This is a genomic window from Arcobacter sp. CECT 8983 (genome assembly GCF_004118855.1).
Lineage (GTDB): Bacteria > Campylobacterota > Campylobacteria > Campylobacterales > Arcobacteraceae > Halarcobacter.
Genome location: NZ_PDKF01000004.1, coordinates 312,212 through 335,437 on the forward strand (window position 1 = coordinate 312,212; position 23,226 = coordinate 335,437).

Below are 23,226 nucleotides of genomic sequence, written 5' to 3' on the forward strand. Positions count from 1 at the left end.
GAAAAAGTTGAGCTATAAAAAACTAGATTTTCTTTAATAAAATTACTTATTCTTAAAATATATAGAAATAAAACAAATTAACATAGAGTTTGTGTCTCTATATATAGTTTGTATAAGTGGCAGTTTTTAAATATATAATTGTAACCAATCTGTAGCCCATATCTTTGACTTTACTTAAACTATATGTGAAAATATATATAGTTATCCTTTTTAAAAGGAAATAAAATATACTAAAAAAAGATGAAAACCCCAATATACTTGACATTTAACAAAAAAAAAGTTATAATCCGCGTCCATAAAAATGATTAGAGTGCCTTTTTTGGTACATCTAACGAGTTCTTTAAAGGAAAATACATGGAAAAAATAAGATTAAAGCTTAAAGCTTATGATCATAGAGTTTTAGACAGAAGTGTTGCTTCAATTGTTGAAGCTGTAAAAAGAACTGGTGCTGAGTTAAGAGGTCCTATACCTCTTCCAACGAAGATCAGAAAATACACTGTTCTTAAAGGTCCTCACGTAAATAAGGATTCTAGAGAGCAATTCGAAATCAGAGTACACTCAAGAATGATTGATATCATTGCAGCAACTCCTGATACAGTAGATTCATTAATGAAACTTGACTTAGCTCCTGAAGTTGATGTTGAAGTTAGATCAATGGGTCAAGAATAATAAAGAAAGGGTAATAAATGGAATTTATCGTAGAAAAAATCGGTATGAGTAGAACTGTTACAGTTCCTGCAACACCAGTTACACTTTTAAAAGTTCTTGATACTAAAGTATGTGACGTTAATGAAGGTGTAGCACTTGTTTCATATAGCAAAGGGAAGAAATTCAACAAAGCTATTGAAGGTCAACAAAAAAAATATGGTTTAAGCAAAGAGTTTAATAGATTTGCAACAATTAATGTAGCAAATACTGAAGCTGGTGACTTAGATGTTTCTGGATTATCTGAAGCTGCTGTTTTAAAAACAACTTTTAAAACAAAAGGTAGAGGTTTCCAAGGTGGAGTTAAAAGATGGAACTTCGCTGGTGGTAGAGCATCACATGGACACAGAATGGGTAGAAGAGTAGGTTCTATCGGTAATGCTGAATGGCCAGGTAGAGTTCAACCAGGTAAGAAAATGCCAGGACAATACGGAAATACAAATGTAACTGTTAAAAATGAAGTTGTTTCATTCGATGCAGAAACTGGTATATTAGTTGTAAAAGGTTCAGTATCTGGACCAAATGGTGGATTAGGAAAAGTAAGGATTGCTAAATGAGTAACGCAGTTGCAGTAAAGACAAACGAGTTACCAGAGTCTTTCAAAGATATTAACTCACACAATTTATATTTATATGTAAAATCTTACTTAGCAGCACAAAGAGCAAACACTGCTAGAGTTAAGAATAGATCTGAAGTAAGCGGTGGTGGTAAAAAACCTAAAGCTCAAAAAGGTTCTGGTGGAGCTAGATGGGGTTCTAAAAGATCACCATTATTCGTTGGTGGGGGTCAAGTTTTTGGACCTACTAAAAGAAACTACAACCAAAAAATCAATAAGAAGCAAAAAGCTTTAGCATTAAATTATGCTATTAACGCTCATGCTGAAAATGGTTCTTTATTTGTAGCTGATTCTATTAAAGTTGAATCAGGTAAAACTAAAGATGCGGTTTCAATCATTAATGGATTAAATCAAAGAGATACAGTAGTAATCGTTGATTCAATTGATGAAAAAACATACTTAGCGTTCAGAAACGTTAAAAACTGTTACATGATTGAAAAACAAGAAATTAATGCATATTTAATTTCTGCATATCACTCAGTACTAATTGAAAAATCAGTACTTGAATCATTAACAAAAGAGGCGTAAGATGGCAGATATTACAGATATTAAAGCAATATTATATACAGAAAAAACAATCGAGCTTCAAGAAAACGGTGTAATCGTTGTAGAAACTAGTCCAAGAATGACTAAAAACGGTTTAAAAGAGGTTTTTAAAGAGTATTTTGGAGTAACTCCAGCAAAAGTTAACTCTTTAAGACAAGACGGTAAAGTTAAAAGATTTAGAGGAAGACCTGGAAAAAGACCAGACTTCAAAAAATTCTATGTTACATTACCTGAAGGCGCTGAAATAGCGAACCTATCAGCTTAAGGAGTATAGAAGATGGCAATTAAAAAATTTAGACCAATAACTCCTGCAAGAAGATTCATGTCTGTTATGGATACTTCTGATATTACTTCTAAACCAACAGTTAAATCTTTACTTGTAAGAGTAAAAGCTTCAGCTGGTAGAAATAATAACGGTAGAATTACATCTAGACACAAAGAAGCAGGTGCTAAAAAATTATATAGAATTATTGATTTCAAAAGAAATAAATTCGGTGTTGAGGGAACTGTATCAACTATTGAGTACGACCCATACAGAAACTGTAGAATTTGTTTAGTAACTTATGCTGATGGTGATAAAAGATATATCTTACAACCATCTGGATTAAAAGTAGGTGACAAAGTTCAAGCTGCTGAATCTGGATTAGATATCGTTACTGGTAACGCAATGAGACTTCAAAGTATCCCTGTTGGTACTATGGTTCATAACATTGAGTTAAAACCTGGTAAAGGTGGACAACTTGCAAGATCTGCTGGTGCTTATGCTCAAATCATGGGTAGAGAAGGTAAATATGTTATCTTAAGATTACCATCTGGTGAAATGAGAAAAATTCTTGGTGTTTGTATTGCAACAATTGGTGTAGTAGGAAACGAAGATTTCACAAATATGGTTGTAGGTAAAGCTGGTAGAACTAGACACCTTGGTATTAGACCTCAAACTAGAGGTTCTGCAATGAACCCAATTGATCACCCACACGGTGGTGGTGAAGGTAAAACTAACTCGGGTAGACATCCAGTTACTCCATGGGGTATGCCAACTAAAGGTTATAAAACTAGAAAGAAAAAAGCTAGTGATAAATTAATCATTTCAAGAAGAAAGAAGTAAGGGTTTAAGATGGCAAGATCAGTAAAAAAAGGACCATTTGTAGACGCACACTTAATGAAGAAAGTTATCAAAGCTGTTGAAGCTAATGATAAAAAACCAATTAAAACTTGGTCTAGAAGATCAATGGTATTACCTGATATGATTGGTTTAACTTTTAATGTGCATAACGGTAGAAACTTTGTACCTGTAAACATTACAGAAAACCATGTTGGATATAAATTAGGCGAATTCGCTCCAACTAGAACATTCAAAGGGCACAAAGGTTCTGTGCAAAGAAAGGTATAATGATGGGTAAAGCAGTATTAAAATTTATTAGACTTTCACCTACTAAAGCAAGACTTATCGCAAGAGAAGTTCAAGGTATGAATGCAGAATATGCAATTGCTTCATTAGAGTTCACTCCTAATAAAGCAGCAGGTGTTATTTCAAAAGTTATCGCTTCAGCTGTAGCAAATGCTGGTTTAGAGCCAGAAGGTGCAGTAATTACAAGTGCAAGAGTAGATAAAGGACCAGTTCTTAAAAGATTTACTCCTAGAGCTAGAGGAAGTGCATCACCAAAACATAAGCCAACTGCACACATTATGATTGAAGTTGCTGCTGCATCAGAAGGAGATAAGTAATGGGTCAAAAAGTTAATCCAATAGGTTTAAGACTAGGTATCAACAGAAACTGGGAATCAAGATGGTTTCCAAAATTTGAAAATATGCCAGCAAATGTTGCTGAAGACGACAAAATCAGAAAATACGTTAAAAAAGAGTTATACTATGCAGGTGTTGCTCAAACTATCGTAGAGAGAACTGCTAAAAAAGTTAGAGTTACTATCGTAGCTGCAAGACCAGGAATTATCATTGGTAAAAAAGGTGCAGACGTAGAAAAACTTAAAAACAATCTTTCTAAATTAGTTGGAAAAGAGATTGCAGTTAATATTAAAGAAGAGAGAAAACCACAACTTTCTGGACAATTAGCAGCTGAAAATGTTGCACAACAATTAGAAAGAAGAGTTGCATTCAGAAGAGCTATGAAAAGAGTTATGCAAAACGCTCTTAAATCTGGTGCAAAAGGTATTAAAGTTTCTTGTTCAGGTAGACTTGGTGGAGCTGAAATGGCTAGAACTGAGTGGTACTTAGAAGGTAGAGTTCCTTTACATACTTTAAGAGCTAGAATTGATTATGGATTTGCAGAAGCTCATACAACTTATGGTTGTATTGGTATTAAAGTTTGGATCTTCAAAGGTGAAGTACTAGCTAAAGGTATTCCAGCAGAAAAAGATACAGCTTCTAAACCAAAAAGAAGACCACAAAAGAGAAGAGGTAAATAATCATGTTAATGCCTAAAAGAACAAAATACAGAAAGCAAATGAAGGGTCGAAACAGAGGTAAATCTGCTAGAGCTAACTCATTAGCATATGGTGAATTTGGAATCAAAGCTGTTGAGCATGGTAGAATCGACTCAAGACAAATCGAAGCTGCTAGGATTGCAATGACTAGAGCAATCAAAAGACAAGGTAAAGTATGGATTATGGTATTCCCACATAAACCTTTAACTAAAAGACCATTAGAAGTAAGAATGGGTAAAGGTAAAGGTCCTATTGACAAGTGGGTTATGAACATTAAGCCAGGTAGAGTTTGCTTTGAGATGGGTGGTGTTTCTGAAGAAATGTCAAGAAACGCATTAACACTAGCTCAACATAAATTACCATTCAAAACTAAAATTGTAAGTAGAGAAAGTGAAAATGAACTATACTGATTTAAAAGATAAAAGCTTACAAGAGCTGAACGAATTGTTAAAAGAGAAAAAGGTGCTTCTTTTTGAATTAAAAGCTAAGCTAAAAACTATGCAGTTAACTAATACTTCTGAATTAAAAGCGTGCAAAAAAGAGATTGCACAAATTCAAACAGCTATTACTGCAGCAAAAGCTAACTAAGGATCTATAGTATGACACACAAAAGAGAGATTCAAGGTGTAGTGGTAAGAAAATCTGGAGATAAAACAGCATCTGTATTAGTTACAAGATATGTTTTACACCCAAAATATCACAAGACTGTAAAAAGATTTAAAAAGTACTTAGTTCATGATGAAAGAAATGAGTTAAAAGAAGGTGATACTGTTATCGCTGTTGAGTGTAGACCACTTTCAAAAACTAAATCTTTCAGATTAAAGACAATTGTAGCTACAGGAGTTAAATAATGATTCAAAGTTTTACAAGATTAAACGTAGCTGATAACACTGGTGCAAAAGAAATTATGTGTATCAAAGTTCTTGGTGGATCTAAAAGAAGATATGCTTCTGTTGGTGATGTAATTGTTGCTTCAGTTAAGAAAGCTTTACCAACTGGTAAAGTTAAAAAAGGTCAAGTTGTTAAAGCAGTAGTTGTAAGAACTCACAAAGAAGTTCAAAGAGAAAATGGATCTTTAATTAGATTTGATGATAACGCTGCTGTAATTCTTGATGGTAAAAAAGAACCAATTGGAACTAGAATTTTTGGACCTGTAGCAAGAGAAGTTAGATACTCAGGTTTTATGAAAATTGTTTCACTTGCTCCGGAGGTATTATAAGATGGCTGCTAAATTAAAAATTAAAAAAGGTGATACTGTAAAAATCATCGCTGGTGATGATAAAGGTAAAACTGGAGAAGTTTTAGCTGTATTACCTGCAAAAAACAAAGTAATCGTAAAAGATTGTAAAGTTGCTAAAAAAACAGTTAAGCCTGATCAAGAGAAAAACCCTGAAGGTGGTTTTGTAAACAAAGAGATGCCAATTGATATCTCTAATGTAGCAAAAGTAGAAGGTGAGTAAGATGGCAAACAGATTACAAGAAAAATATAATACTGAAATTAAACCAGCTTTAGAAACTGAGTTCCCAAAAAATAAAACTTTAACTGCAAAAGTAGAAAAAGTTGTTATTTCTGTTGGTGCTGGTGAAGCTATGAAAGATAGCAAATTAATGCAAAGTATGGAAGATACTATCTCTTTAATTGCTGGTCAAAAAGCAGTTCAAGTTATTGCTAAAAAATCAGTTGCTGGTTTTAAAGTAAGAGAAGGTTCACCAGTAGGAGTTAAAGTAACTCTAAGAGGTGAAAGAATGTATGCATTCTTAGATAAATTATGTTCTATTGCATTACCAAGAGTAAAAGACTTTAGAGGTCTAAACAGAAATGGTTTTGATGGTCAAGGTAACTTTAACTTTGGTCTTGATGAACAATTAATGTTCCCAGAAGTTGTTTATGATGATATCATCAAAACTCACGGTATGAATATTTCAATTTCAACAAGCGCTACTGAAGATGCAGAAGCATATAGATTATTAGAGTTAGTTGGAATTCCATTTACAAAAGGAAGAGCGTAATGGCAAAGAAGTCTATGATTGCTAAGCAAAAGAGAACTCCTAAGTTCTCTTCAAGAGCATATACAAGATGTTCTGTGTGTGGAAGACCACACTCTGTATACAGAGATTTCGGTCTTTGTAGAGTTTGTTTAAGAAAAATGGCTAACGAGGGATTACTTCCTGGCGTTAAAAAATCTAGTTGGTAGGAGAATAAAAGCTATGATGAATGATATTATCGCAGATGCTTTAACTAGAATTAGAAATGCTGCACTTAGAAAATTAGAAGTTGCAACATTATTACATTCTAACACAGTAGTAGGAATTTTAAATGTACTTGAAAAGAAAGAGTATATTGAAGGATTCAAAGTAGTTGATGGTGAAAACAATAAAAAAACTATTCAAGTAACATTAAAATATGATGACAGTGAAAACTCAGTTATCAATGAAATCACAAGAGTTTCTACTCCAGGAAGAAGAGTTTATAAAAACGCTTCTGAAATTAAATCTTTCAAAAATGGATATGGTACAATCATTGTTTCTACAAACAAGGGTGTTATCGCTAACGATGAAGCTTATGCTGCAAACGTTGGTGGTGAAGTACTATGTACTGTATGGTAGGAGAGTGTAATGTCTAGAATTGGAAAAAAACCTATCGCAATCCCAAGTGGATTAGAAGTAACAGTTGATGGAACTGTTGTTAACGTAAAAAAAGGGAACAATGTAATTCCTGTTGAAACTCATGGAAGAGTTGATGTTGAAGTTGCAGATAATCAAGTTGTATTAACTAAAGTTGGTGAAACAAAAGAATCAGCAGCTTTCTGGGGTACATATAGAGCTTTAATTAATAATGCTGTAACTGGTTTATCAACTGGTTTTCAAAAATCTTTAGAGATTAACGGTGTTGGTTATAGAGCTGCAGTTAAAGGGAAAGTATTAGAATTACAATTAGGATACTCTCACCCAATTAACTATGATATTCCTGAAGGATTAGATATTTCTGTTGAGAAAAATATTATCCATGTTAAAGGTGCTGATAAACAACAAGTTGGTCAAGCTGCTGCAATTATTAGAGGCTTTAGAAAACCTGAACCGTATAAAGGTAAAGGTGTTAAGTATACTGACGAGCATATCGTTAGAAAAGCCGGTAAAACTGCTAAGTAAGGTGTGAAAAAATGAGTAGAATTAAAGATATAGCAAAAAAGAATTCTTCTAGAATCGTAAGAAAAAGAAGAGTTAGAGGAGATATCGGTAGAGGTACTGCTGAAACACCTAGAGTAACTGTTTTCAAATCAAACAGATATTTAAGTGCACAAGCAATTGATGATATTGCTGGTGTAACATTAGCAGCGGTAAATTCTAAAGCGTTAAACTTAAGCGTTAGTAGAGAAAATGCAGCAAAAGTAGCAGCAGAATTTGCTGAAAAACTTAAAGCTGCTGGAATTGAAAAAGTAGTATTTGATAGAAATGGATACCTTTATCACGGTGTAGTTGCAGCTTTTGCTGATGGACTTAGAGAAAATGGTATCAAATTATAAGGGTTAATGATGGCAGCAGTAAATAGAGAAGATTTTCAAGAAGCAATCGTTAAAATCGGAAGAGTAACAAAAGTTGTAAAAGGTGGTAGAAGATTCAGATTTACAGCTTTAGTTGTTGTTGGAGATAAAAACGGTACAGTTGGATTTGGTACAGGAAAAGCTAAAGAGGTTCCTGATGCAATTAAAAAAGCTTTAGATGATGCATTCAAATCTTTAGTAAAAGTTAATATTCATGGAACAACTATCGCACACGATATTGAACATAAATATAACTCTTCTAAAATTTTATTAAAACCAGCATCTGAAGGTACAGGACTTATCGCAGGTGGTGCGGCAAGACCAGTTCTTGAGCTTTCAGGAGTTAAAGATATTATTGCAAAATCTTTAGGTTCTAATAATCCAAACAACCTTGTACAAGCTACAGTTGAAGCATTAGCAAGAATTAAAGGATAAGATGATGGCATTAGATAACTTACAACCAGCAGCTGGTAGTTCGAAAAATGTTAAAAGAGTAGGTAGAGGTCAAGGTTCTGGAACTGGTAAGACTTCTGCTAGAGGTCAAAAAGGTCAAAAATCTAGATCTGGATACAAAATTAAGAGACATTTTGAAGGTGGTCAAATGCCACTTCAAAAAAGAGTTCCTAAAATTGGATTCTTTTCTAGAGTTGAAAAACCATACTCTATCAATGTTGATAAAGTAAAAAAGGTTGCAGAACTTGAAGAGATTACAGTTGAATCTATTAAAACAGTTTACAAACTTTCAAAGAGTGTTACTAAAGTTAAACTAGTTGGTTCATCTGCAAAAGATTTAGCATCTAAAATTAAAGACGAAAACGTAACAACTACTGGAAATTAATTATGAGTAAAGATCTAATAAATAAGATTCTTATTACATTAGGTTTTATTCTACTTTATAGGTTACTGGCATACGTGCCAGTTCCTGGAGTGAATATAGACGTAGTTAAAGAATTCTTCGATTCAAATGCAAACAATGCATTAGGTCTTGTAAATATGTTCAGTGGTAATGCAGTTGAAAGACTGTCAATTATCTCATTAGGTATTATGCCTTATATTACAGCTTCAATTATTATGGAGCTTCTAGCAGCAACTTTCCCTAGTCTTGGTAAAATGAAAAAAGAAAGAGATGGTATGCAAAAATACATGCAAATCATCAGATATACTACAATTGTGATTACTTTAATTCAATCTGTTGGTGTATCAATGGGTCTAAATTCATTAACTGGTCAAAGTGGACAAGGTGCGATTTCAATTGATATGAATACATTTGTAGCTGTATCGTCAATTTCTATGTTAACAGGTACTATGCTTCTTATGTGGATTGGTGAACAAATCACACAAAAAGGTATTGGTAATGGTATTTCATTAATTATCTTTGCTGGTATTGTTTCTGCAATTCCAAGTGCAATTGGTGGAACTGTTGATTTAGTTAATAATGGACAAATGAATTTCTTAACTGTAATTGCAATTTTAGTAATTGTTCTAGCAACTGTTGGAGCTATTATTTATGTTGAATTAGGTGAAAGAAGAGTTCCTGTTTCTTATTCAAGAAAAGTTATGATGCAAGCTCAAAATAAAAGAGTTATGAATTATATTCCAATTAAAGTAAACCTTTCTGGTGTAATTCCTGCTATTTTTGCAAGTGCTATTTTAATGTTCCCTGCTACAGTTTTACAAGGTAGTCAAAACAAATATCTAGTAATGATTGCTGATTATTTAAGTCCTACATCTTATACATTTAATGTATTTATGTTCTTATTTGTAGTTTTCTTTGCATTCTTCTATGCATCAATTACTTTTAATGCAAAAGATATTTCTGAAAACTTAAAAAAACAAGGTGGATTTATTCCAGGTGTAAGACCAGGAGCTTCTACAGCAGGTTTCTTAAATGAAACAGCAAGTAGATTAACACTTTGGGGAGCTATTTATTTAGGTCTTATTTCTACTGTGCCTTGGTTACTAGTAAAAGCAATGGGTGTTCCTTTCTATTTTGGAGGGGTTGCAGTACTTATTGTTGTTCAAGTAGCAATTGATACAATGAGAAAGATTGAAGCTCAGCAATATACAAATAAATATGAAACATTAAGTGCAGTTGGACTTTAATATTATGGCTATTCCATTAAGAAAACCAAATGAAATAGAAAAACTTCGAACAGCTGGTCAAGCTGTTGCGAAGACTCTAAAATATTTAGAAGAAAATGTAAAGCCAGGCATGACTTTAAAAGAAGTTGATGCAATGGGTGAAAAATACTTAAATGATCTAGGCGCTAGACCATCTTTCAAAGGTCTTTATGGCTTTCCTGGTGCAATCTGCTTATCTTTAAATGAAGTTATAATCCATGGTATTCCTGATGACACTGTTTTAAAAGAGGGTGATATTTTAGGAATAGATATTGGTTCTGAAATCGATGGTTGGTATGGCGATGCAGCTATTACTATGCCTATTGGGAAGATTTCAAAAGAAGATGAAGATTTAATTGCTTGCTCTAAAGATGCATTGTACTATGCTATTGACATTATTGAAGAAGGTATGAGATTTAAAGAACTTTCTAAAGCAATAGAAGATTTTATTGTTGCAAGAGGTTATCAACCATTAGTTAGATTTTGTGGACACGGTATTGGTAAAAAGCCACATGGTGAGCCAGAAATTCCAAACTATGTAAATGGTACAAATACAAAATCTGGACCGAAAATCAAAAATGGAATGGTGTTCTGTCTTGAACCTATGATTTGTCATGAAGGAAGAGAACCAGTTATTTTAGAAAATGAGTGGGATGTTGTTTCTGAAGACGGAAAAAGAGGTAGTCATTATGAACATACAGTTGCTGTAATAGATGGAAAAGCAGTAATTTTAAGCAAAGTAGATGAGTAAACTTAGGAGAAAAAGTGGCAAAGAATGATGTAATAGTAATTGATGGTAAGGTAATTGAAGCTTTACCTAATGCTATGTTTAGGGTTGAATTAGATAATGGTCATGTAGTTTTATGTCATATCTCAGGAAAGATGAGAATGCACTACATTAAAATTTTACCAGGAGATAAAGTAAAGGTTGAAATTACACCTTACTCATTAGATAAAGGTAGAATTACTCATAGATATAAGTAATTATTAAGAGATAATAAATTTCTTATTTATTATCTCTTTTTCTTAAAGTAGTTATGCTATACTAAAATAAAATCTTTAAAAGTATGTGGCATAATGAACGATATAATTAATATTATTAGCTTAACTCTAAATAGTTTAGAGAAAAAAAACAAACTGGCAAATCCTACAAATTTTGAAGCAGAATTTTATAAACAACTACAAAAAACAGATTTAATACTAGAAGAGACTGAAGAAATTAAAGAGTTAATTAATGTATTAACAGAAAAAGAGAAATCTTTATTAAATAGTGAAATCCCAACTTTTAGAGAATTATCTCAAATTCTTTCTAATAGAATTTCTAATCAACAAGTTAAAGAGTTTTTAAAAGACTTTTCTTATTTTATTTCTCCATCAATAAATAATGAGATTAAAACTGATATTAACAAAGTATGTGCTGATATAGCTGATGATCCTAGTAAACTTATGGATCAAAGAGTTTTAAGAGATATTAGGACTTTGACTGATAAAAGAAAAAGCAATGATAAAAAGATTTTTAAAGACAAAACAAATGATGTAAAAAAATTAATTAAGTTCTTAGGTGAATATATAAATAATTTTGTAGTAAACCATACTGCCACCTATGATGAAATTGCACGATTAAAAGATGAAATTAATTCTCTTAGTCTTTCTAAGTCTTCTTTAAATGATTTAGAAAAGATTAAATCAGATTTAATTACTACAATAGATAAATTTGAAACTTCTGTAAAGAAAAGTTTAGATAATCAAATGGAATGTAATTGTTTATATGAAAAAATAGAAGCTTTACAAGAAAACCTTGAAAAAGCAGAGGAAGAAAAATCAATTGATTTTTTAACTAATGTTTTAACTAGAAGAGCTTATTCTCTAGAAATTGATAGATTAGAAAATGAATATAAAATTTATAATTCTAACTATGCCTTAATATTTTTTGATATAGACCATTTTAAAGAGATAAATGATAATTATGGACATGATTGTGGTGATTATGTATTATCAACTTTTGCAAAGATATTAAAAAACTTAACAAGAACAGGTGACATTATTGCAAGATATGGTGGTGAAGAGTTTGTGTCAATTGTTAATTATAAAAATAAAATGGAGATAAATAATTACCTCAAAAGAGCTAAGAATATTATTTCAAATAATAAGTTTGTTTATAATGATACAAAACTAAGTGTTAAGTTTTCTGCTGGAGTTGCTTTTAGAAATAACTATAGTTCATATAAAGATACTTTAAAAAAAGCAGATGAATTACTTTATACTGCAAAAGCAAGTGGTAGAAATAAGATTATAATTGATGATGGGAATATTTTATAAAAGAAGTAGAAGAATTTATAGTTCGCGATACAAATTAACTACTTCATTAAAATACAATGTAATAATAGCACTTTTTAATTAAAAATCATATTTTTTATAAATAATTTATATATTTCCCTAACAAATTTATTCAAAAGAACTTTTTTTGTACAATTGCGTATGACAAAAGTAATTAAAAATAGAATCTTATCACAGTTACATTTTTTAAAATCAATTGGATATGAGTATCATGAATCAATCAAAGCCTTTAATAAAGAAGTGCAAGAAGATACTTTACCAAATGATGTTAATAGTTTAGAACAGATTGTTAATAACTGTTATTTGTGTGAACTATCTAAAAGCAGAAAGAATGTTCTGTTTGGTTATGGTAATATTAATTCTAAAATTATGTTTATAATTGATGAACCAACTACAACAGAAGATGAGTTAAATTCTTTTTATGTTGGAAAATCAGGTGAACAGTTATCAAAGATGATAGAAAATGTTTTACCTTTAAAAAAAGAAGATGTTTATATTACAAGTTTGGTAAAATGTAAGAGTCAAAACGGATTTGAGTCTTCACATTTTAGTAGTTGTAGTTCTTATTTGTATAAGCAGATTGATTTAGTTAATCCTAAATTAATTGTTAGCTTAGGAGATAAAACATACCAATACTTGTGTAAAGATAAAACACCTTTTTATCAAATAAGAGGTAAATTAATGAGTTTTAAAAACTATGATGTTTTACCAACATATAGTCCAGGTTTTCTTTTAAGAAACCCTTCTTTTAAGAAAGAAGCATTTCAAGATATGTTAAAAATAAAATCGATTTTGGAGTCAAATTGAAAAATATAATTTTATTAATATTAGTGAGTTTTTTTGTAATTGGTTGTGCCCCAAAGGGAAAAGTTCCTCCTTCTCAAACGCAAGAAGTTAAAAATACTGTTATCAAACAAGAAGTTTATGAAGATGCAATCATAAAAGAACCAGTTGTAGCAGATGAAAAAGGTGCAAATAAAATTGCAGTTTTATATCCTTCTAAAGTAGTTGGAAAATATGCTAAATCAACAGTAAATGCAGTTATGGCATACTTGATTTACAATAACAAAGAGTTTGAAATTGAGTCTTTTGATAGTTATGATGAAACAAATATTAATATATTAACTCAAATAAAAAAAATACAAGAACAAGGTTTCAAAAAAGTAATTGCACTATTTACTCAAAATGGATATGAAATATTAAATAGAACTCATGCTTTACATTTTGCAAAAGTATATTTTCCTTTAATAAATAAAAGTGAAATCTCTTTTGCTAAAGACAACTTTGTATTTGGTGGGATTTCTTATGAAGAACAAATAAAACTATTAAAAACTTTATCAAGTGAAAAGAGTACTATGTTTTATGTTCCCTCATATTTAGGAAATAAACTAAAAGCTTTATATAATATTGAGTTTATGGATACTAACCCAATTACAAAAGAGATAGAAAGAACAACTAATAAATATCAATACATAATGAACGATGAAAGAATTTTATATAATACTATTTTATTAAATACACCAATTATTAAAACTTCAATTATTTTATCTCAATTAACAGCCTATGAAATTGATCCAATTAGAATTTTATCTACACAATTAAATTATAATCCTTTGCTTGTGAAGTTAACACAACCAAGAGATAGAACAAATTTATTTGTAGTAAACTCTATTGGAAAAGTTGATAGTTTTATAGAAGAGTATTCAGATTTGTTAGGTGCAGATATTAAGTATAACTGGGTTGATTATTCATCTTTAGTTGGAGCTGAATATTTAATGAATTTAGATACTGATGAAAATAAAAAAATTATAGAAACTGATATTGAAGAAAATCAAGTTAAATATCAACAAAAACTTTATAGAGGAACTTCTTATGGTTTTAAAGAAGTAACTGATATTGATGCAGCTTTAGAAGAAACATATAATACTCTTATAAAAAAACAAGAAGAGAAAAAAGAAAAAGAAGAGCAAGAACTTTTAAAAAAACAGTAATTAGAAGATTAAGAAATCTTTCGATATAATCGCGAATATTTATAGAAATGGAGTAAGAATTGAGAACTCATTATTGTACTGATGTAACGGAAAAAAATATAGATGAAATTGTAACTGTTGCTGGTTGGGTAAACAGCAGACGTGACCATGGTGGAATTATTTTTATTGATTTAAGAGATAGAGGTGGTTTAGTTCAACTTGTATGTGATCCAACTGATAATGAAGATGCTTGGAAAGTTGCTGATAGTGTTAGAGATGAATTTGTTTTAATTGCAACTGGTAAAGTTAGAGCTAGAGGTGAAGGTTTAGAGAATCCTAACTTAACTACTGGAAAGATTGAAATTGTTGTTGATAATCTAGTAATCGAAAACAGATCAAAACCTATGCCATTTGAATTAGGTGATGAAAAAGTAAATGAAGAAATCAGATTAAGAAATAGATTCTTAGAATTAAGAACAGAAAAGTCTTATGAGATTTTCAAATTAAGAAGTACTGCAAATATTGCAGTTAGAAACTGTTTAAATGAATTAGGTTTCTTAGATGTAGAAACACCAATTTTAACAAAATCTACTCCAGAAGGTGCAAGAGATTACCTTGTTCCAAGTAGAGTACATCCAGGTGAGTTTTATGCACTTCCTCAATCACCACAGTTATTTAAACAACTTTTAATGGTATCTGGATTTGACAAATATTTCCAAATTGCAAAGTGTTTTAGAGATGAAGATTTAAGAGCTGATAGACAACCTGAATTTACTCAAATTGATGTTGAAATGTCATTTTGTAATCAAGAAGATGTAATTAAAGTAGCTGAAAAATTAATTCATGATACATTTAAAGCTTGTGGAAAAGATATTCCAACAACTTTCCCAAGAATTACTTATAAAGATGCAATGGAAAAATATGGTTCTGATAAACCTGATTTAAGATTTGATATGGCTATGGTAGATGTTATTGATATTTTTGCTAACTCTACAAATGAAATCTTTGCTGATATTGCTAAAGATACAAAAAACAATAGAATCAAAGCTTTAAGATGTCCAAATGGAGATAATATCTTCTCTAAAAGACAAATGAAAGGTTTTGAAGATTATGTAAGAAAATTTGGAGCTAAAGGTCTTGGTTACTTCCAAATGAAAGAAGATGGATTAAAAGGTCCTTTAACTAAATTTTTCTCAGAAGCTGATTTAGAAGAAATCGTAAAATCAACTGAATTAGAAGTTGGTGATGTTGTATTCTTTGGAGCTGGAGATAAAAAAACTGTATGTGATTATATGGGAAGATTTAGACTTTATCTTGCAGAGCAAATGGAAATTATCCCAGCAGACGTTTATGAGTTTGTATGGGTTGTTGATTTCCCAATGTTTGAAATTGAAGATGGAAAAACTAAAGCATTACACCATCCATTTACTATGCCTAATTTAGAAAAATGTGATTTAAATAATGTAGAAGATTTAGAAGATATTGAATCAATTGCTTATGATATTGTATTAAATGGTACTGAGCTTGGTGGTGGTTCAATCAGAATTCATAAAGAAGAAGTACAAGAAAAAGTATTTGAACTTATGGGAATTTCTAATGAAGAAGCAAATGAGAAGTTTGGATTCTTACTTGAAGCATTAAGATATGGTGCACCAAGTCATGGTGGATTTGCTCTTGGGTTCGATAGACTTATCATGTTATTAGCTGGAACTGATTCTATTAGAGATGTAATTGCATTCCCTAAAACTCAAAGAGCTCAATGTTTATTAACACAAGCACCTTCAGCAGTTGATAATGAGCAATTAAAAGAATTAAGTCTTAGAATTAGAAAGACTGAAGTATAATTTAAAAAGGTAACAATATGATTAAGTATATTATTGTATTGTTATCTTTACTCTCATTTTTACATGCAAAATCAAGCATAGTAGTTACTTACCCTGTATTTAAAGAGTTTATAGAAAAAATTTCTAAAGATGATTTCTTTATTAAAGTTATTGAAGATGGATATGAAAGTTTTGAAAAAAGAAGTAATCTTTTTAAAAATGAAATCTATTATAGTGATGTTTATTTAACCCTTGGTTTAGAAGAAGAAAAAAAATATATAAAACTTTTGAAGAAAAAAAATAGATATATGAAAATCATTGATGTATCTAAAGGAATAAAAAAAGATATAGTAAATGGTAAAGTAAACCATTATATTTGGACTGATCCTTTATTAGTTAGAGAATTAGTAAAAAATCTATATAACACATTAAGCTCACTAAAATCTTATAGAAAAGAGTTTTATGAAATTAATCATAAAATAGTTTTGAAAGAGTTAGATAATTTTTTCTTATTTTTAAAAAAGAAATTTGATAGGAATGAGTTTTATAATATCTATGTTTATGACTCTTATTGGCACTATATTGCAAAAAGGTATAGGCTTAATCTTTATTATAAAGAAGATAGATTTACTAAGTTAGAAGAGGTTCCAAAGTTAATTGATCATGCACAACACTATAATATAAAAAAAGTACTTATTAAAGAAGGAACTTCTTATGAGCAAGCCCAATCTTTGGCTTCCCATATTAATGCAGATATAGTCGAACATGATATTACAAAATATAACTGGAAAGTTAATTTAGAATCCTTAGCAAGAAAAATTGCAAGGTATAAAGAAAATTTATAATTGAATAAATAATATACAGTCTGTATAAAAAAAATCCCTAACTTTTAATGTAATATATCCTTATAAATATAGGGAGAACTAAAATGTCAAAGAATTTAGTAGACTATAAAGGTATAAAAGTAAAAAAAGAACTTTATCCTATAATCAAACATATAGAAGATGTTGATAAATATAGAGAGGAGTTAGGAAGATTAAGTTCTTCTTGGGATATTTTTGCACTTTTGGGTCAATTAGGTGATATTAATATAGACATTGGTAAGACAAAAGAAAACTTCTTAAATTTAACAACTACTTTACTAAATCACTTAAGTGATGAAACAGTAAAAAAAGCAACAGCTGAGATGAAATTTAAAGCTCAGGTTGCTATTGATATTGTAAATAGAAATCTTTTTGAAAGAACAGCTGATATAGGTTTTTTAGCAACTGATGATGACATTAGAGATTTTTTACAAAACTTTGTTTCAAGATACAACAGTGATAGCGTAGAATTAAAAGAAGAGATTCAAAAAAGATTTTTAGAGTATGTACAAAAATACTCTGTATATTATGATATCGTTTTAGCAGATACAAAAGGTAAAATTGTAGCTAGACTTGATAATGATATAAAAGTAGATTGGTTAGATAAAGAGTTTACCCAAAAAGTAATTAACTCAAGTGATGAATATGTTGAAACTTTTCAATATCATGATTTTATTCCCCACAAAAAACAGTCTTTAGTATATTCTTATAAAGTAACACAAACTAATGATTCAGATTCTGAAGTTTTAGGTGTACTTTGTCTTTGCTTTAGATTTAGAGATGAAATGGAAGGAATCTTTAATAACCTAATAGAAACGAGAAATAAAGAAGCCTTAACTATCTTAGATGAAGATGGAATTGTTATTGCTTCAAGTGATAAAGACTATATTCCTTTAGAATCAAAATTAGAAATAGTTTTAGATGATGAGTATAAGATTGTTTCTTTTTGTGGTAGAGATTATATTGCAAAAACTTGTATAACAAATGGTTATCAAGGCTTTAAAGGGCTTAAATGGTATGGGCATATTATGGTTCCTTTGGAGTATGCTTTTTTAAGTAATCAAAGTGATAAATTAGAAGTGGATGATATAGTTATTGAAGCTATGATGAATAATGAACAACACTTTTCAAAAGATTTAAAAGATGTATTTAATAAAAGTAAAACAATTCAGCAAAATCTTGAACGTGTAATTTGGAATGGTAATGTAGCCCAAAGTAAATTAAACTCTTCAAATAGAGAGTTTTCAAAATCTCTTTTAAGTGAGATTGGAGTTACTGGGGTTAAAGCAAACTCTTCATTAAGTAATCTAAATCAAACAATTATTAACTCTATTTTGAAAGATAGTGAGTTTTTATCTTCACTTGCTCTTGATATTATGGATAGAAATCTTTATGAAAGAGCAAATGACTGTAGATGGTGGGCATTAACATCATACTTTAGAAAAGCATTTGATGAGTATAATTCTTTAGAATATAAAGAAAAAGAGATCTCTTCTATTTTAAAGTACATTAATGATTTATATACAGTATATACAAATCTACTTGTTTTTGATAAAACAGGAAAGATAATTGCTGTGTCAAATGAAAGAGAAGAACATTTAGTTGGAAAAATATTGCCACAAAAATGGGTAGGGGAAACATTAAGATTAAAAGATACATCAAAATATTGTGTATCAAATTTTGAAGAGACTAATCTTTATGAAAATGAGTCAACATACATTTATTGTGCTGCAATTAGGTCTTTTGAAAGTGAAGAAGAGATAAATGGTGGAATAGCTATTGTATTTGATTCTACACCTGAATTTAAAGCTATGTTAGAAGAGAGTTTACCAAAAGGTAAAGATGGAGTATTTGCTTTATTTGCAACAAGGGATAAAAGGGTTATTTCTTCAACAAATAAAGATATAAAAGTAAACTCAATTATTGATATTGAAGATAAATTTTTTGAATTAAAAAATGGTGCACAGTTAAGTGAGATTATTGAAATAGATAATAAGTATTATGCTTTAGGTGTACGATGTTCTAAAGGTTATAGAGAGTATAAAAGTGCTAAAGATGATTATGTAAATGATGTTTTTTGTTTAGTATTTAACTATATTGGAGAAAAAAGTTTTGATGAAAAAAGACATGAAAAGAAGTCAAAGTTTTTAAACCACAATTCAAAAAAAGTGTTTACTGATACTTGTGTTGAGTTAGCAACTTTTCATTTAGGAAATAAGTTTTTAGCAGTAGAAGCTAAAAATGTTATAGAATCCATTTCTATAGAAAGACTTGAAGAATCAATTGATATGGATAAAAACAATCCATTTAAAGGAATGGTTTTACATAAAGATAAATTAATTTCTGTTCTAGATATTAGAAGTTTTATTAAAGAAGATATCATAGATGAAGAGTTAAACACAATTATTCTTTTAGAGTATGATAAAGATAATAAAGAGCACTGTATAGGAATATTAATATCATCTTTAGAAAGTGTTTCAGTTGTAGAAAAAGATTCAATTCAACAAATTCAAAGTCACTTTTTAGGAGCTGGAACTTTAGTTGAAAGTTTAGCAGATATTAGTGATTATGAAGAGTCTCAAGTTGCAATGGTTCTTGATATTAAAAAGATTGATGACAATTTAACAAAGAAGGTTTAATTAGTTAGAAATTTATATGATAGGTTAAAACATCTTTTGGCACAATACGAAAAAACTAAACTGAAAGTAAAAGCTTATGAGTGCCAACAATAAAAATGATAAACAAAATAAAGAACAAAGATTTTTACCTACAACAAAAGAAGAGATGGATGCTTTAGGATGGGACCAATGTGATGTAATATTAGTAAGTGGAGATGCTTATATTGATTCTCCATTTATTGGTGTTGCTGTTGTTGGAAGAATCCTAGAAGCCTTAGGTTTTAAAGTAGGAATTATAGGTCAGCCTGATATTAAAAATGAAGATGTAAAAAGATTAGGTGAACCAAAATTATACTGGGGAGTTAGTGGTGGAAGTATTGACTCTATGGTATCAAACTACACGGCAACTAAAAAGTTTAGAAACAATGATGACTACACTCCTGGTGGAAAAAATGATAAAAGACCAGATAGAGCTACTTTAGTTTATACAAATTTAATTAGAAGACATTTTAAAAATACAGTTCCAATTGTTTTAGGTGGGATTGAAGCTAGTTTAAGAAGAGTTACTCATTATGACTTTTGGACAAACAAATTAAGAAAACCTATTCTTTTTGATGCAAAAGCTGATTATCTTATTTATGGTATGGGAGAAGTTGCTATTAGAGAGTTTTCAACTGCTTTAAGAGATAAAAAAGATCCAAGAGAAGTAAGAGGAGTTTGTTATATCTCTAAAGAACCTGTAGAAGAATTTTTACAACTTCCTTCACATCAAGAGTGTTTAGATGATAAAGAGAAATATATAGACCTTTTTGATGATTTTTATAAAAATAATGACCCAATTTCTGCAAAGGGACTTTGTCAAAAAGTAGATACTAGATATGCTATTCAAAATCCTCCCTGTGATTATCTTGATGAAAAAGAGATGGATGAGGTAGCTTCATATAACTATATTAGAGATTTACATCCATACCACAAACCACAAGGAAAAGTTAAATGTTTAGAGACTATAAAGTTTTCTATTCAAACGCACCATGGATGTTGGGGAGAGTGCAACTTCTGTGCTATTGGAGTTCATCAAGGTAGAACTATTAGAACTAGAAGTGAAAAAAATATCCTTTGGGAAGCAAAAGAGTTTACGCAGGATAAAGAGTTTAAAGGTGTAATCTCTGATGTTGGTGGACCAACTGCAAATATGTATGGATATGAGTGTGGTAAGAAGCTTAAAAAAGGTACCTGTGCCGAAATTAGATGTGTTGATTATGATAGACTTTGTAAGGTTATGAAAGTTGATCATAGTAGGCATTTAAATCTTTTAAGAGATATTAGAAAAGTTCCTGGCGTAAAAAAAGCTTTTGTTGCTTCAGGTTTAAGATATGATTTTATTCCAGCTGATAAAAAACATGGATATGAGTATTTAAAAGAGCTTGTAAATCATCATATTTCTGGACAAATGAAAGTAGCCCCTGAACATACTTCTGATAGAGTTCTAAAACTTATGGGAAAACCTGGAAAACAGCCACTTATTGAGTTTAAAAAGATGTATGATAGATTAAATAAAGAAGCTGGTAAAAAACAGTTCTTAACTTATTATTTAATTGCAGCACATCCAGGATGTGAAGAAAAAGATATGCATGAGTTAAAACAGTTTACAACCCATGAATTAAAAATGAACCCAGAACAAGCACAGGTTTTCACACCAACTCCTGGAACATACTCTTCTGTTATGTATTACACAGAGATGGACCCAGAAACAAGAAAGAAAATCTATGTTGAAAAAGATAATAATAGAAAAGAAAAACAAAAAAGTATAGTGATAGATAAAAAGTATCACCAAAGAAGAAAAAGTAGTGGAGCTAGTTTACAAAGTTAAATTTTAAAAATAAGAAAGATGTAGATATAATAGTTGCTTTTAATTCATAACAATATTTAAAAGGAATTATATTTGAAGAAACTATTTTTAATAATTGGAGCTCCTGGTTCTGGTAAAACTACAGATGCTGAGATAATTGCAAGTAAACATGAAAATATCACTCACTATTCAACTGGAGACATGCTAAGAGCAGAAATTGCAAGTGGTAGCCAAAGAGGAAAAGAGATTGATTCTTTTGTCTCTAAAGGCTTAATTGTTCCTATTGATATTGTAATTGAAACAATTGTAACTGCTATTAAAAATGCTTCAACTGATATTGTTGTAATTGATGGATATCCAAGATCAATTGAACAAATGACTGAGTTAGATAAATATTTAAAAAATGAAAATGAAGTTGAACTAATTAATGTTATAGAAGTTGAGGTTTCACAAGATACTGCCTTTAAAAGAGTTTTGGGAAGAGCAGCGGATGCCGAAGTTGTTAGAGCTGATGATAATGAAGAAATATTTTTAAATAGAATGAAATTATACACTGAACCACTTGCTGAGATTAAATCATTTTATACAAAAAAAGATGTTCTAAAAGTAATCTCAGGTGAAGGAACTATTGAAGAAATTGTTAGCGAAATGGATAGTTTTATTCAATCAAGAGTATAAAAATGATTAAAAAACCTAATTTTTACTCAGTAATTATTGGTACAGAACTTTTAAATGGGCGTCGAAAAGATGCTCATTTTGCTTTTTTGAATGAACAACTTCTAAAACGAGGTTGGACTCACAAAGCTTCTTTTGTAATTGAAGATGACACCAAACTAATGGAAAACATTTATAAACTTATTAAAGCAGATGAAAACTCTGTTATGTTCTCTTATGGTGGTATTGGTGCTACTCCTGATGATTATACAAGACAAATTGCGGCAAAGGTATTTCGTGATGGAAAGATGCAGTACCATGAAAAAGCCCAAGAGCTTATAATAAATCAATTTAAAGATGAAGCATATCCACATAGAATAGAGATGGGAAATCTTCCTATAAATGCAAAGTTACTTAAAAATGTAGTAAACAATGTTGCAGGATTTTATTTAGATGATAGATTTTTCTTTACACCAGGTTTTCCATCTATGAGTCAATCAATGGTAATAGAAGCTTTAGATAAACATTATTCTAAAAATGATTTAATAAAATATAGAAAAACATTAACTGCTTTTTGTGGAGAAAATGATTTAATCTCTTTAATGAAAGAAGTACCTAGTGAAATAGAACTCTCTTCATTACCTAAAATTATTGATGATAAAAGACAAGTTGTCTTGTCTCTAAGTTCATCAAATAAAACACTTTTAGGTACTAATTTTCAAAAATTCATAGATTTTTGTGAAGAAAAAAATATAAAATATATTCTTGAAGATACAAATAAAATAAATTAAACTTCTTTTTAAAGCCTTGAAATAAGTCTTTCTTGGCTCTTAAATCTTTTTAAGATTACTTTTAGTAAAAAATCTCTTTTTTAGAATATAATTTCATACTTTATAATCCTAGGAAAAAGCTTGAAATTAGATCAAATTAGTAACTTTGTCTTTTGCGATAAAAGGCTTAATGACTTTGATTTAGAAGTTAAATTACTTCCAAACCCATATTATGATTATCCTTTTTTAATCATCAAAGATTTTTTATCACCAAAAATTTGTGATGAATTAATTCAAAGTGTCAAAAAAGAAGATGATTTTATAGATGCAAAAATCAAAAAAGAAAACTATTTAAACTATACAGATAAAAG

33 protein-coding genes are annotated in these 23,226 nt (G+C 29.9%); all 33 read left to right on the forward strand.

Going from position 1 to position 23,226, the window contains the following annotated elements:
• Positions 1–354: 354 nt before the first annotated feature.
• Positions 355–669, forward strand: a complete 315-nt coding sequence (gene rpsJ, locus CRV01_RS04350; protein WP_114838549.1) for a 30S ribosomal protein S10 — start codon at positions 355–357, stop codon at positions 667–669.
• 17 nt (positions 670–686) lie between these two features.
• Positions 687–1,262: a 50S ribosomal protein L3 gene (gene rplC, locus CRV01_RS04355; RefSeq protein ID WP_129007021.1), complete on the forward strand. Its 576-nt coding sequence runs from the start codon at positions 687–689 to the stop codon at positions 1,260–1,262.
• Complete coding sequence (gene rplD, locus CRV01_RS04360) at positions 1,259–1,849, forward strand: 50S ribosomal protein L4 (RefSeq protein WP_129007022.1); 591 nt, start codon at positions 1,259–1,261, stop codon at positions 1,847–1,849. The genes rplC and rplD overlap by 4 nt, the downstream gene beginning before the upstream one ends.
• Position 1,850: 1 nt before the next feature.
• On the forward strand, positions 1,851–2,132 hold the full coding sequence (locus tag CRV01_RS04365; RefSeq protein WP_128983890.1) for a 50S ribosomal protein L23: 282 nt from the start codon (positions 1,851–1,853) through the stop codon (positions 2,130–2,132).
• 12 nt (positions 2,133–2,144) lie between these two features.
• Entirely contained in the window at positions 2,145–2,972 is an 828-nt protein-coding gene (gene rplB / locus CRV01_RS04370) for a 50S ribosomal protein L2 (RefSeq protein WP_129007023.1), read from the forward strand.
• Positions 2,973–2,981: 9 nt separating this feature from the next.
• Positions 2,982–3,257 (forward strand): 30S ribosomal protein S19, encoded by a 276-nt coding sequence (rpsS, locus tag CRV01_RS04375; protein WP_129007024.1) that lies wholly within the window; start codon positions 2,982–2,984, stop codon positions 3,255–3,257.
• A gap of 2 nt (positions 3,258–3,259) precedes the next feature.
• Positions 3,260–3,592, forward strand: a complete 333-nt coding sequence (gene rplV, locus CRV01_RS04380) for a 50S ribosomal protein L22 (protein WP_129007025.1) — start codon at positions 3,260–3,262, stop codon at positions 3,590–3,592.
• Positions 3,592–4,290: a 30S ribosomal protein S3 gene (rpsC, locus tag CRV01_RS04385; protein ID WP_129007026.1), complete on the forward strand. Its 699-nt coding sequence runs from the start codon at positions 3,592–3,594 to the stop codon at positions 4,288–4,290. Before rplV ends, rpsC begins: the two co-directional genes overlap by 1 nt.
• Before the next feature lie 2 nt (positions 4,291–4,292).
• Complete coding sequence (gene rplP / locus CRV01_RS04390) at positions 4,293–4,718, forward strand: 50S ribosomal protein L16 (RefSeq protein ID WP_129007027.1); 426 nt, start codon at positions 4,293–4,295, stop codon at positions 4,716–4,718.
• Positions 4,705–4,896 (forward strand): 50S ribosomal protein L29, encoded by a 192-nt coding sequence (rpmC, locus tag CRV01_RS04395; protein WP_129007516.1) that lies wholly within the window; start codon positions 4,705–4,707, stop codon positions 4,894–4,896. Before rplP ends, rpmC begins: the two co-directional genes overlap by 14 nt.
• 11 nt (positions 4,897–4,907) lie before the next feature.
• Positions 4,908–5,159, forward strand: a complete 252-nt coding sequence (gene rpsQ / locus CRV01_RS04400) for a 30S ribosomal protein S17 (RefSeq protein WP_129007028.1) — start codon at positions 4,908–4,910, stop codon at positions 5,157–5,159.
• On the forward strand, positions 5,159–5,527 hold the full coding sequence (gene rplN, locus CRV01_RS04405; RefSeq protein WP_129007029.1) for a 50S ribosomal protein L14: 369 nt from the start codon (positions 5,159–5,161) through the stop codon (positions 5,525–5,527). The genes rpsQ and rplN overlap by 1 nt, the downstream gene beginning before the upstream one ends.
• A gap of 1 nt (position 5,528) precedes the next feature.
• Positions 5,529–5,768, forward strand: coding sequence for a 50S ribosomal protein L24 (gene rplX, locus CRV01_RS04410; protein WP_129007030.1), 240 nt, complete (start codon positions 5,529–5,531; stop codon positions 5,766–5,768).
• A gap of 1 nt (position 5,769) precedes the next feature.
• Positions 5,770–6,318 carry a 50S ribosomal protein L5 gene (gene rplE, locus CRV01_RS04415; protein WP_129007031.1) on the forward strand — a complete coding sequence of 183 codons (549 nt, stop codon included), beginning with the start codon at positions 5,770–5,772 and terminating at the stop codon, positions 6,316–6,318.
• On the forward strand, positions 6,318–6,503 hold the full coding sequence (locus CRV01_RS04420) for a type Z 30S ribosomal protein S14 (protein WP_114838563.1): 186 nt from the start codon (positions 6,318–6,320) through the stop codon (positions 6,501–6,503). The genes rplE and CRV01_RS04420 overlap by 1 nt, the downstream gene beginning before the upstream one ends.
• 13 nt (positions 6,504–6,516) lie before the next feature.
• Positions 6,517–6,915 carry a 30S ribosomal protein S8 gene (rpsH, locus tag CRV01_RS04425; RefSeq protein WP_129007032.1) on the forward strand — a complete coding sequence of 133 codons (399 nt, stop codon included), beginning with the start codon at positions 6,517–6,519 and terminating at the stop codon, positions 6,913–6,915.
• A 9-nt stretch (positions 6,916–6,924) separates the two neighbouring features.
• Positions 6,925–7,458, forward strand: a complete 534-nt coding sequence (rplF, locus tag CRV01_RS04430) for a 50S ribosomal protein L6 (protein WP_129007033.1) — start codon at positions 6,925–6,927, stop codon at positions 7,456–7,458.
• 11 nt (positions 7,459–7,469) lie between these two features.
• Entirely contained in the window at positions 7,470–7,832 is a 363-nt protein-coding gene (rplR, locus tag CRV01_RS04435) for a 50S ribosomal protein L18 (RefSeq protein ID WP_129007034.1), read from the forward strand.
• Positions 7,833–7,841: 9 nt separating this feature from the next.
• Positions 7,842–8,285: a 30S ribosomal protein S5 gene (gene rpsE / locus CRV01_RS04440; protein WP_128981879.1), complete on the forward strand. Its 444-nt coding sequence runs from the start codon at positions 7,842–7,844 to the stop codon at positions 8,283–8,285.
• 4 nt (positions 8,286–8,289) lie between these two features.
• On the forward strand, positions 8,290–8,688 hold the full coding sequence (gene rplO / locus CRV01_RS04445) for a 50S ribosomal protein L15 (protein WP_129007035.1): 399 nt from the start codon (positions 8,290–8,292) through the stop codon (positions 8,686–8,688).
• A gap of 2 nt (positions 8,689–8,690) precedes the next feature.
• Positions 8,691–9,953 (forward strand): preprotein translocase subunit SecY, encoded by a 1,263-nt coding sequence (gene secY / locus CRV01_RS04450; RefSeq protein ID WP_129007036.1) that lies wholly within the window; start codon positions 8,691–8,693, stop codon positions 9,951–9,953.
• Positions 9,954–9,957: 4 nt separating this feature from the next.
• Positions 9,958–10,722: a type I methionyl aminopeptidase gene (map, locus tag CRV01_RS04455; RefSeq protein WP_129007037.1), complete on the forward strand. Its 765-nt coding sequence runs from the start codon at positions 9,958–9,960 to the stop codon at positions 10,720–10,722.
• Between the two features lie 14 nt (positions 10,723–10,736).
• Positions 10,737–10,955, forward strand: coding sequence for a translation initiation factor IF-1 (gene infA, locus CRV01_RS04460; protein WP_114838571.1), 219 nt, complete (start codon positions 10,737–10,739; stop codon positions 10,953–10,955).
• Between the two features lie 93 nt (positions 10,956–11,048).
• A complete protein-coding gene (locus tag CRV01_RS04465) occupies positions 11,049–12,290 on the forward strand; it encodes a GGDEF domain-containing protein (RefSeq protein WP_129007038.1) in 1,242 nt (413 codons plus the stop codon).
• 159 nt (positions 12,291–12,449) lie between these two features.
• A complete protein-coding gene (locus CRV01_RS04470) occupies positions 12,450–13,115 on the forward strand; it encodes a uracil-DNA glycosylase (RefSeq protein ID WP_129007039.1) in 666 nt (221 codons plus the stop codon).
• The gene (locus tag CRV01_RS04475; protein WP_129007040.1) at positions 13,112–14,299 is read left to right on the forward strand and encodes a hypothetical protein; all 1,188 of its coding nucleotides are present in this window, start codon (positions 13,112–13,114) and stop codon (positions 14,297–14,299) included. Before CRV01_RS04470 ends, CRV01_RS04475 begins: the two co-directional genes overlap by 4 nt.
• Before the next feature lie 59 nt (positions 14,300–14,358).
• A complete protein-coding gene (aspS, locus tag CRV01_RS04480; RefSeq protein WP_129007041.1) occupies positions 14,359–16,122 on the forward strand; it encodes an aspartate--tRNA ligase in 1,764 nt (587 codons plus the stop codon).
• A gap of 17 nt (positions 16,123–16,139) precedes the next feature.
• Positions 16,140–16,946, forward strand: coding sequence for a metal ABC transporter solute-binding protein, Zn/Mn family (locus tag CRV01_RS04485; protein ID WP_129007042.1), 807 nt, complete (start codon positions 16,140–16,142; stop codon positions 16,944–16,946).
• An 83-nt stretch (positions 16,947–17,029) separates the two neighbouring features.
• The gene (locus tag CRV01_RS04490; RefSeq protein WP_129007043.1) at positions 17,030–19,603 is read left to right on the forward strand and encodes a cache domain-containing protein; all 2,574 of its coding nucleotides are present in this window, start codon (positions 17,030–17,032) and stop codon (positions 19,601–19,603) included.
• Positions 19,604–19,679: 76 nt separating this feature from the next.
• On the forward strand, positions 19,680–21,452 hold the full coding sequence (locus tag CRV01_RS04495; RefSeq protein WP_129007044.1) for a YgiQ family radical SAM protein: 1,773 nt from the start codon (positions 19,680–19,682) through the stop codon (positions 21,450–21,452).
• Between the two features lie 72 nt (positions 21,453–21,524).
• Positions 21,525–22,109, forward strand: a complete 585-nt coding sequence (locus CRV01_RS04500; RefSeq protein ID WP_129007045.1) for an adenylate kinase — start codon at positions 21,525–21,527, stop codon at positions 22,107–22,109.
• A gap of 2 nt (positions 22,110–22,111) precedes the next feature.
• The gene (locus CRV01_RS04505; protein ID WP_129007046.1) at positions 22,112–22,876 is read left to right on the forward strand and encodes a molybdopterin-binding protein; all 765 of its coding nucleotides are present in this window, start codon (positions 22,112–22,114) and stop codon (positions 22,874–22,876) included.
• A gap of 120 nt (positions 22,877–22,996) precedes the next feature.
• A partial coding sequence (locus CRV01_RS13630) for a hypothetical protein (RefSeq protein WP_164970013.1) occupies positions 22,997–23,226 on the forward strand: 230 nt, incomplete at its 3' end.

What these genes read in the sequence shown, in the direction of transcription:
- rplR (WP_129007034.1), top strand. Translation starts at nt 7,470, where the DNA reads ATGAGTAGAATTAAAGATATAGCAAAAAAGAATTCTTCTAGAATCGTA.
- rplF (WP_129007033.1), top strand. Translation starts at nt 6,925, where the DNA reads ATGTCTAGAATTGGAAAAAAACCTATCGCAATCCCAAGTGGATTAGAA.
- rplD (WP_129007022.1), top strand. Translation starts at nt 1,259, where the DNA reads ATGAGTAACGCAGTTGCAGTAAAGACAAACGAGTTACCAGAGTCTTTC.
- rplN (WP_129007029.1), top strand. Translation starts at nt 5,159, where the DNA reads ATGATTCAAAGTTTTACAAGATTAAACGTAGCTGATAACACTGGTGCA.
- CRV01_RS04465 (WP_129007038.1), top strand. Translation starts at nt 11,049, where the DNA reads ATGAACGATATAATTAATATTATTAGCTTAACTCTAAATAGTTTAGAG.
- rpmC (WP_129007516.1), top strand. Translation starts at nt 4,705, where the DNA reads ATGAACTATACTGATTTAAAAGATAAAAGCTTACAAGAGCTGAACGAA.
- map (WP_129007037.1), top strand. Translation starts at nt 9,958, where the DNA reads ATGGCTATTCCATTAAGAAAACCAAATGAAATAGAAAAACTTCGAACA.
- CRV01_RS04495 (WP_129007044.1), top strand. Translation starts at nt 19,680, where the DNA reads ATGAGTGCCAACAATAAAAATGATAAACAAAATAAAGAACAAAGATTT.
- secY (WP_129007036.1), top strand. Translation starts at nt 8,691, where the DNA reads ATGAGTAAAGATCTAATAAATAAGATTCTTATTACATTAGGTTTTATT.
- rplB (WP_129007023.1), top strand. Translation starts at nt 2,145, where the DNA reads ATGGCAATTAAAAAATTTAGACCAATAACTCCTGCAAGAAGATTCATG.
- CRV01_RS04485 (WP_129007042.1), top strand. Translation starts at nt 16,140, where the DNA reads ATGATTAAGTATATTATTGTATTGTTATCTTTACTCTCATTTTTACAT.
- rpsH (WP_129007032.1), top strand. Translation starts at nt 6,517, where the DNA reads ATGATGAATGATATTATCGCAGATGCTTTAACTAGAATTAGAAATGCT.
- rplE (WP_129007031.1), top strand. Translation starts at nt 5,770, where the DNA reads ATGGCAAACAGATTACAAGAAAAATATAATACTGAAATTAAACCAGCT.
- CRV01_RS04420 (WP_114838563.1), top strand. Translation starts at nt 6,318, where the DNA reads ATGGCAAAGAAGTCTATGATTGCTAAGCAAAAGAGAACTCCTAAGTTC.
- rplC (WP_129007021.1), top strand. Translation starts at nt 687, where the DNA reads ATGGAATTTATCGTAGAAAAAATCGGTATGAGTAGAACTGTTACAGTT.
- CRV01_RS04365 (WP_128983890.1), top strand. Translation starts at nt 1,851, where the DNA reads ATGGCAGATATTACAGATATTAAAGCAATATTATATACAGAAAAAACA.
- rplV (WP_129007025.1), top strand. Translation starts at nt 3,260, where the DNA reads ATGGGTAAAGCAGTATTAAAATTTATTAGACTTTCACCTACTAAAGCA.
- rplX (WP_129007030.1), top strand. Translation starts at nt 5,529, where the DNA reads ATGGCTGCTAAATTAAAAATTAAAAAAGGTGATACTGTAAAAATCATC.
- rpsQ (WP_129007028.1), top strand. Translation starts at nt 4,908, where the DNA reads ATGACACACAAAAGAGAGATTCAAGGTGTAGTGGTAAGAAAATCTGGA.
- rpsE (WP_128981879.1), top strand. Translation starts at nt 7,842, where the DNA reads ATGGCAGCAGTAAATAGAGAAGATTTTCAAGAAGCAATCGTTAAAATC.
- rpsC (WP_129007026.1), top strand. Translation starts at nt 3,592, where the DNA reads ATGGGTCAAAAAGTTAATCCAATAGGTTTAAGACTAGGTATCAACAGA.
- CRV01_RS04505 (WP_129007046.1), top strand. Translation starts at nt 22,112, where the DNA reads ATGATTAAAAAACCTAATTTTTACTCAGTAATTATTGGTACAGAACTT.
- CRV01_RS04470 (WP_129007039.1), top strand. Translation starts at nt 12,450, where the DNA reads ATGACAAAAGTAATTAAAAATAGAATCTTATCACAGTTACATTTTTTA.
- rpsJ (WP_114838549.1), top strand. Translation starts at nt 355, where the DNA reads ATGGAAAAAATAAGATTAAAGCTTAAAGCTTATGATCATAGAGTTTTA.
- rplP (WP_129007027.1), top strand. Translation starts at nt 4,293, where the DNA reads ATGTTAATGCCTAAAAGAACAAAATACAGAAAGCAAATGAAGGGTCGA.
- CRV01_RS04490 (WP_129007043.1), top strand. Translation starts at nt 17,030, where the DNA reads ATGTCAAAGAATTTAGTAGACTATAAAGGTATAAAAGTAAAAAAAGAA.
- rplO (WP_129007035.1), top strand. Translation starts at nt 8,290, where the DNA reads ATGGCATTAGATAACTTACAACCAGCAGCTGGTAGTTCGAAAAATGTT.
- rpsS (WP_129007024.1), top strand. Translation starts at nt 2,982, where the DNA reads ATGGCAAGATCAGTAAAAAAAGGACCATTTGTAGACGCACACTTAATG.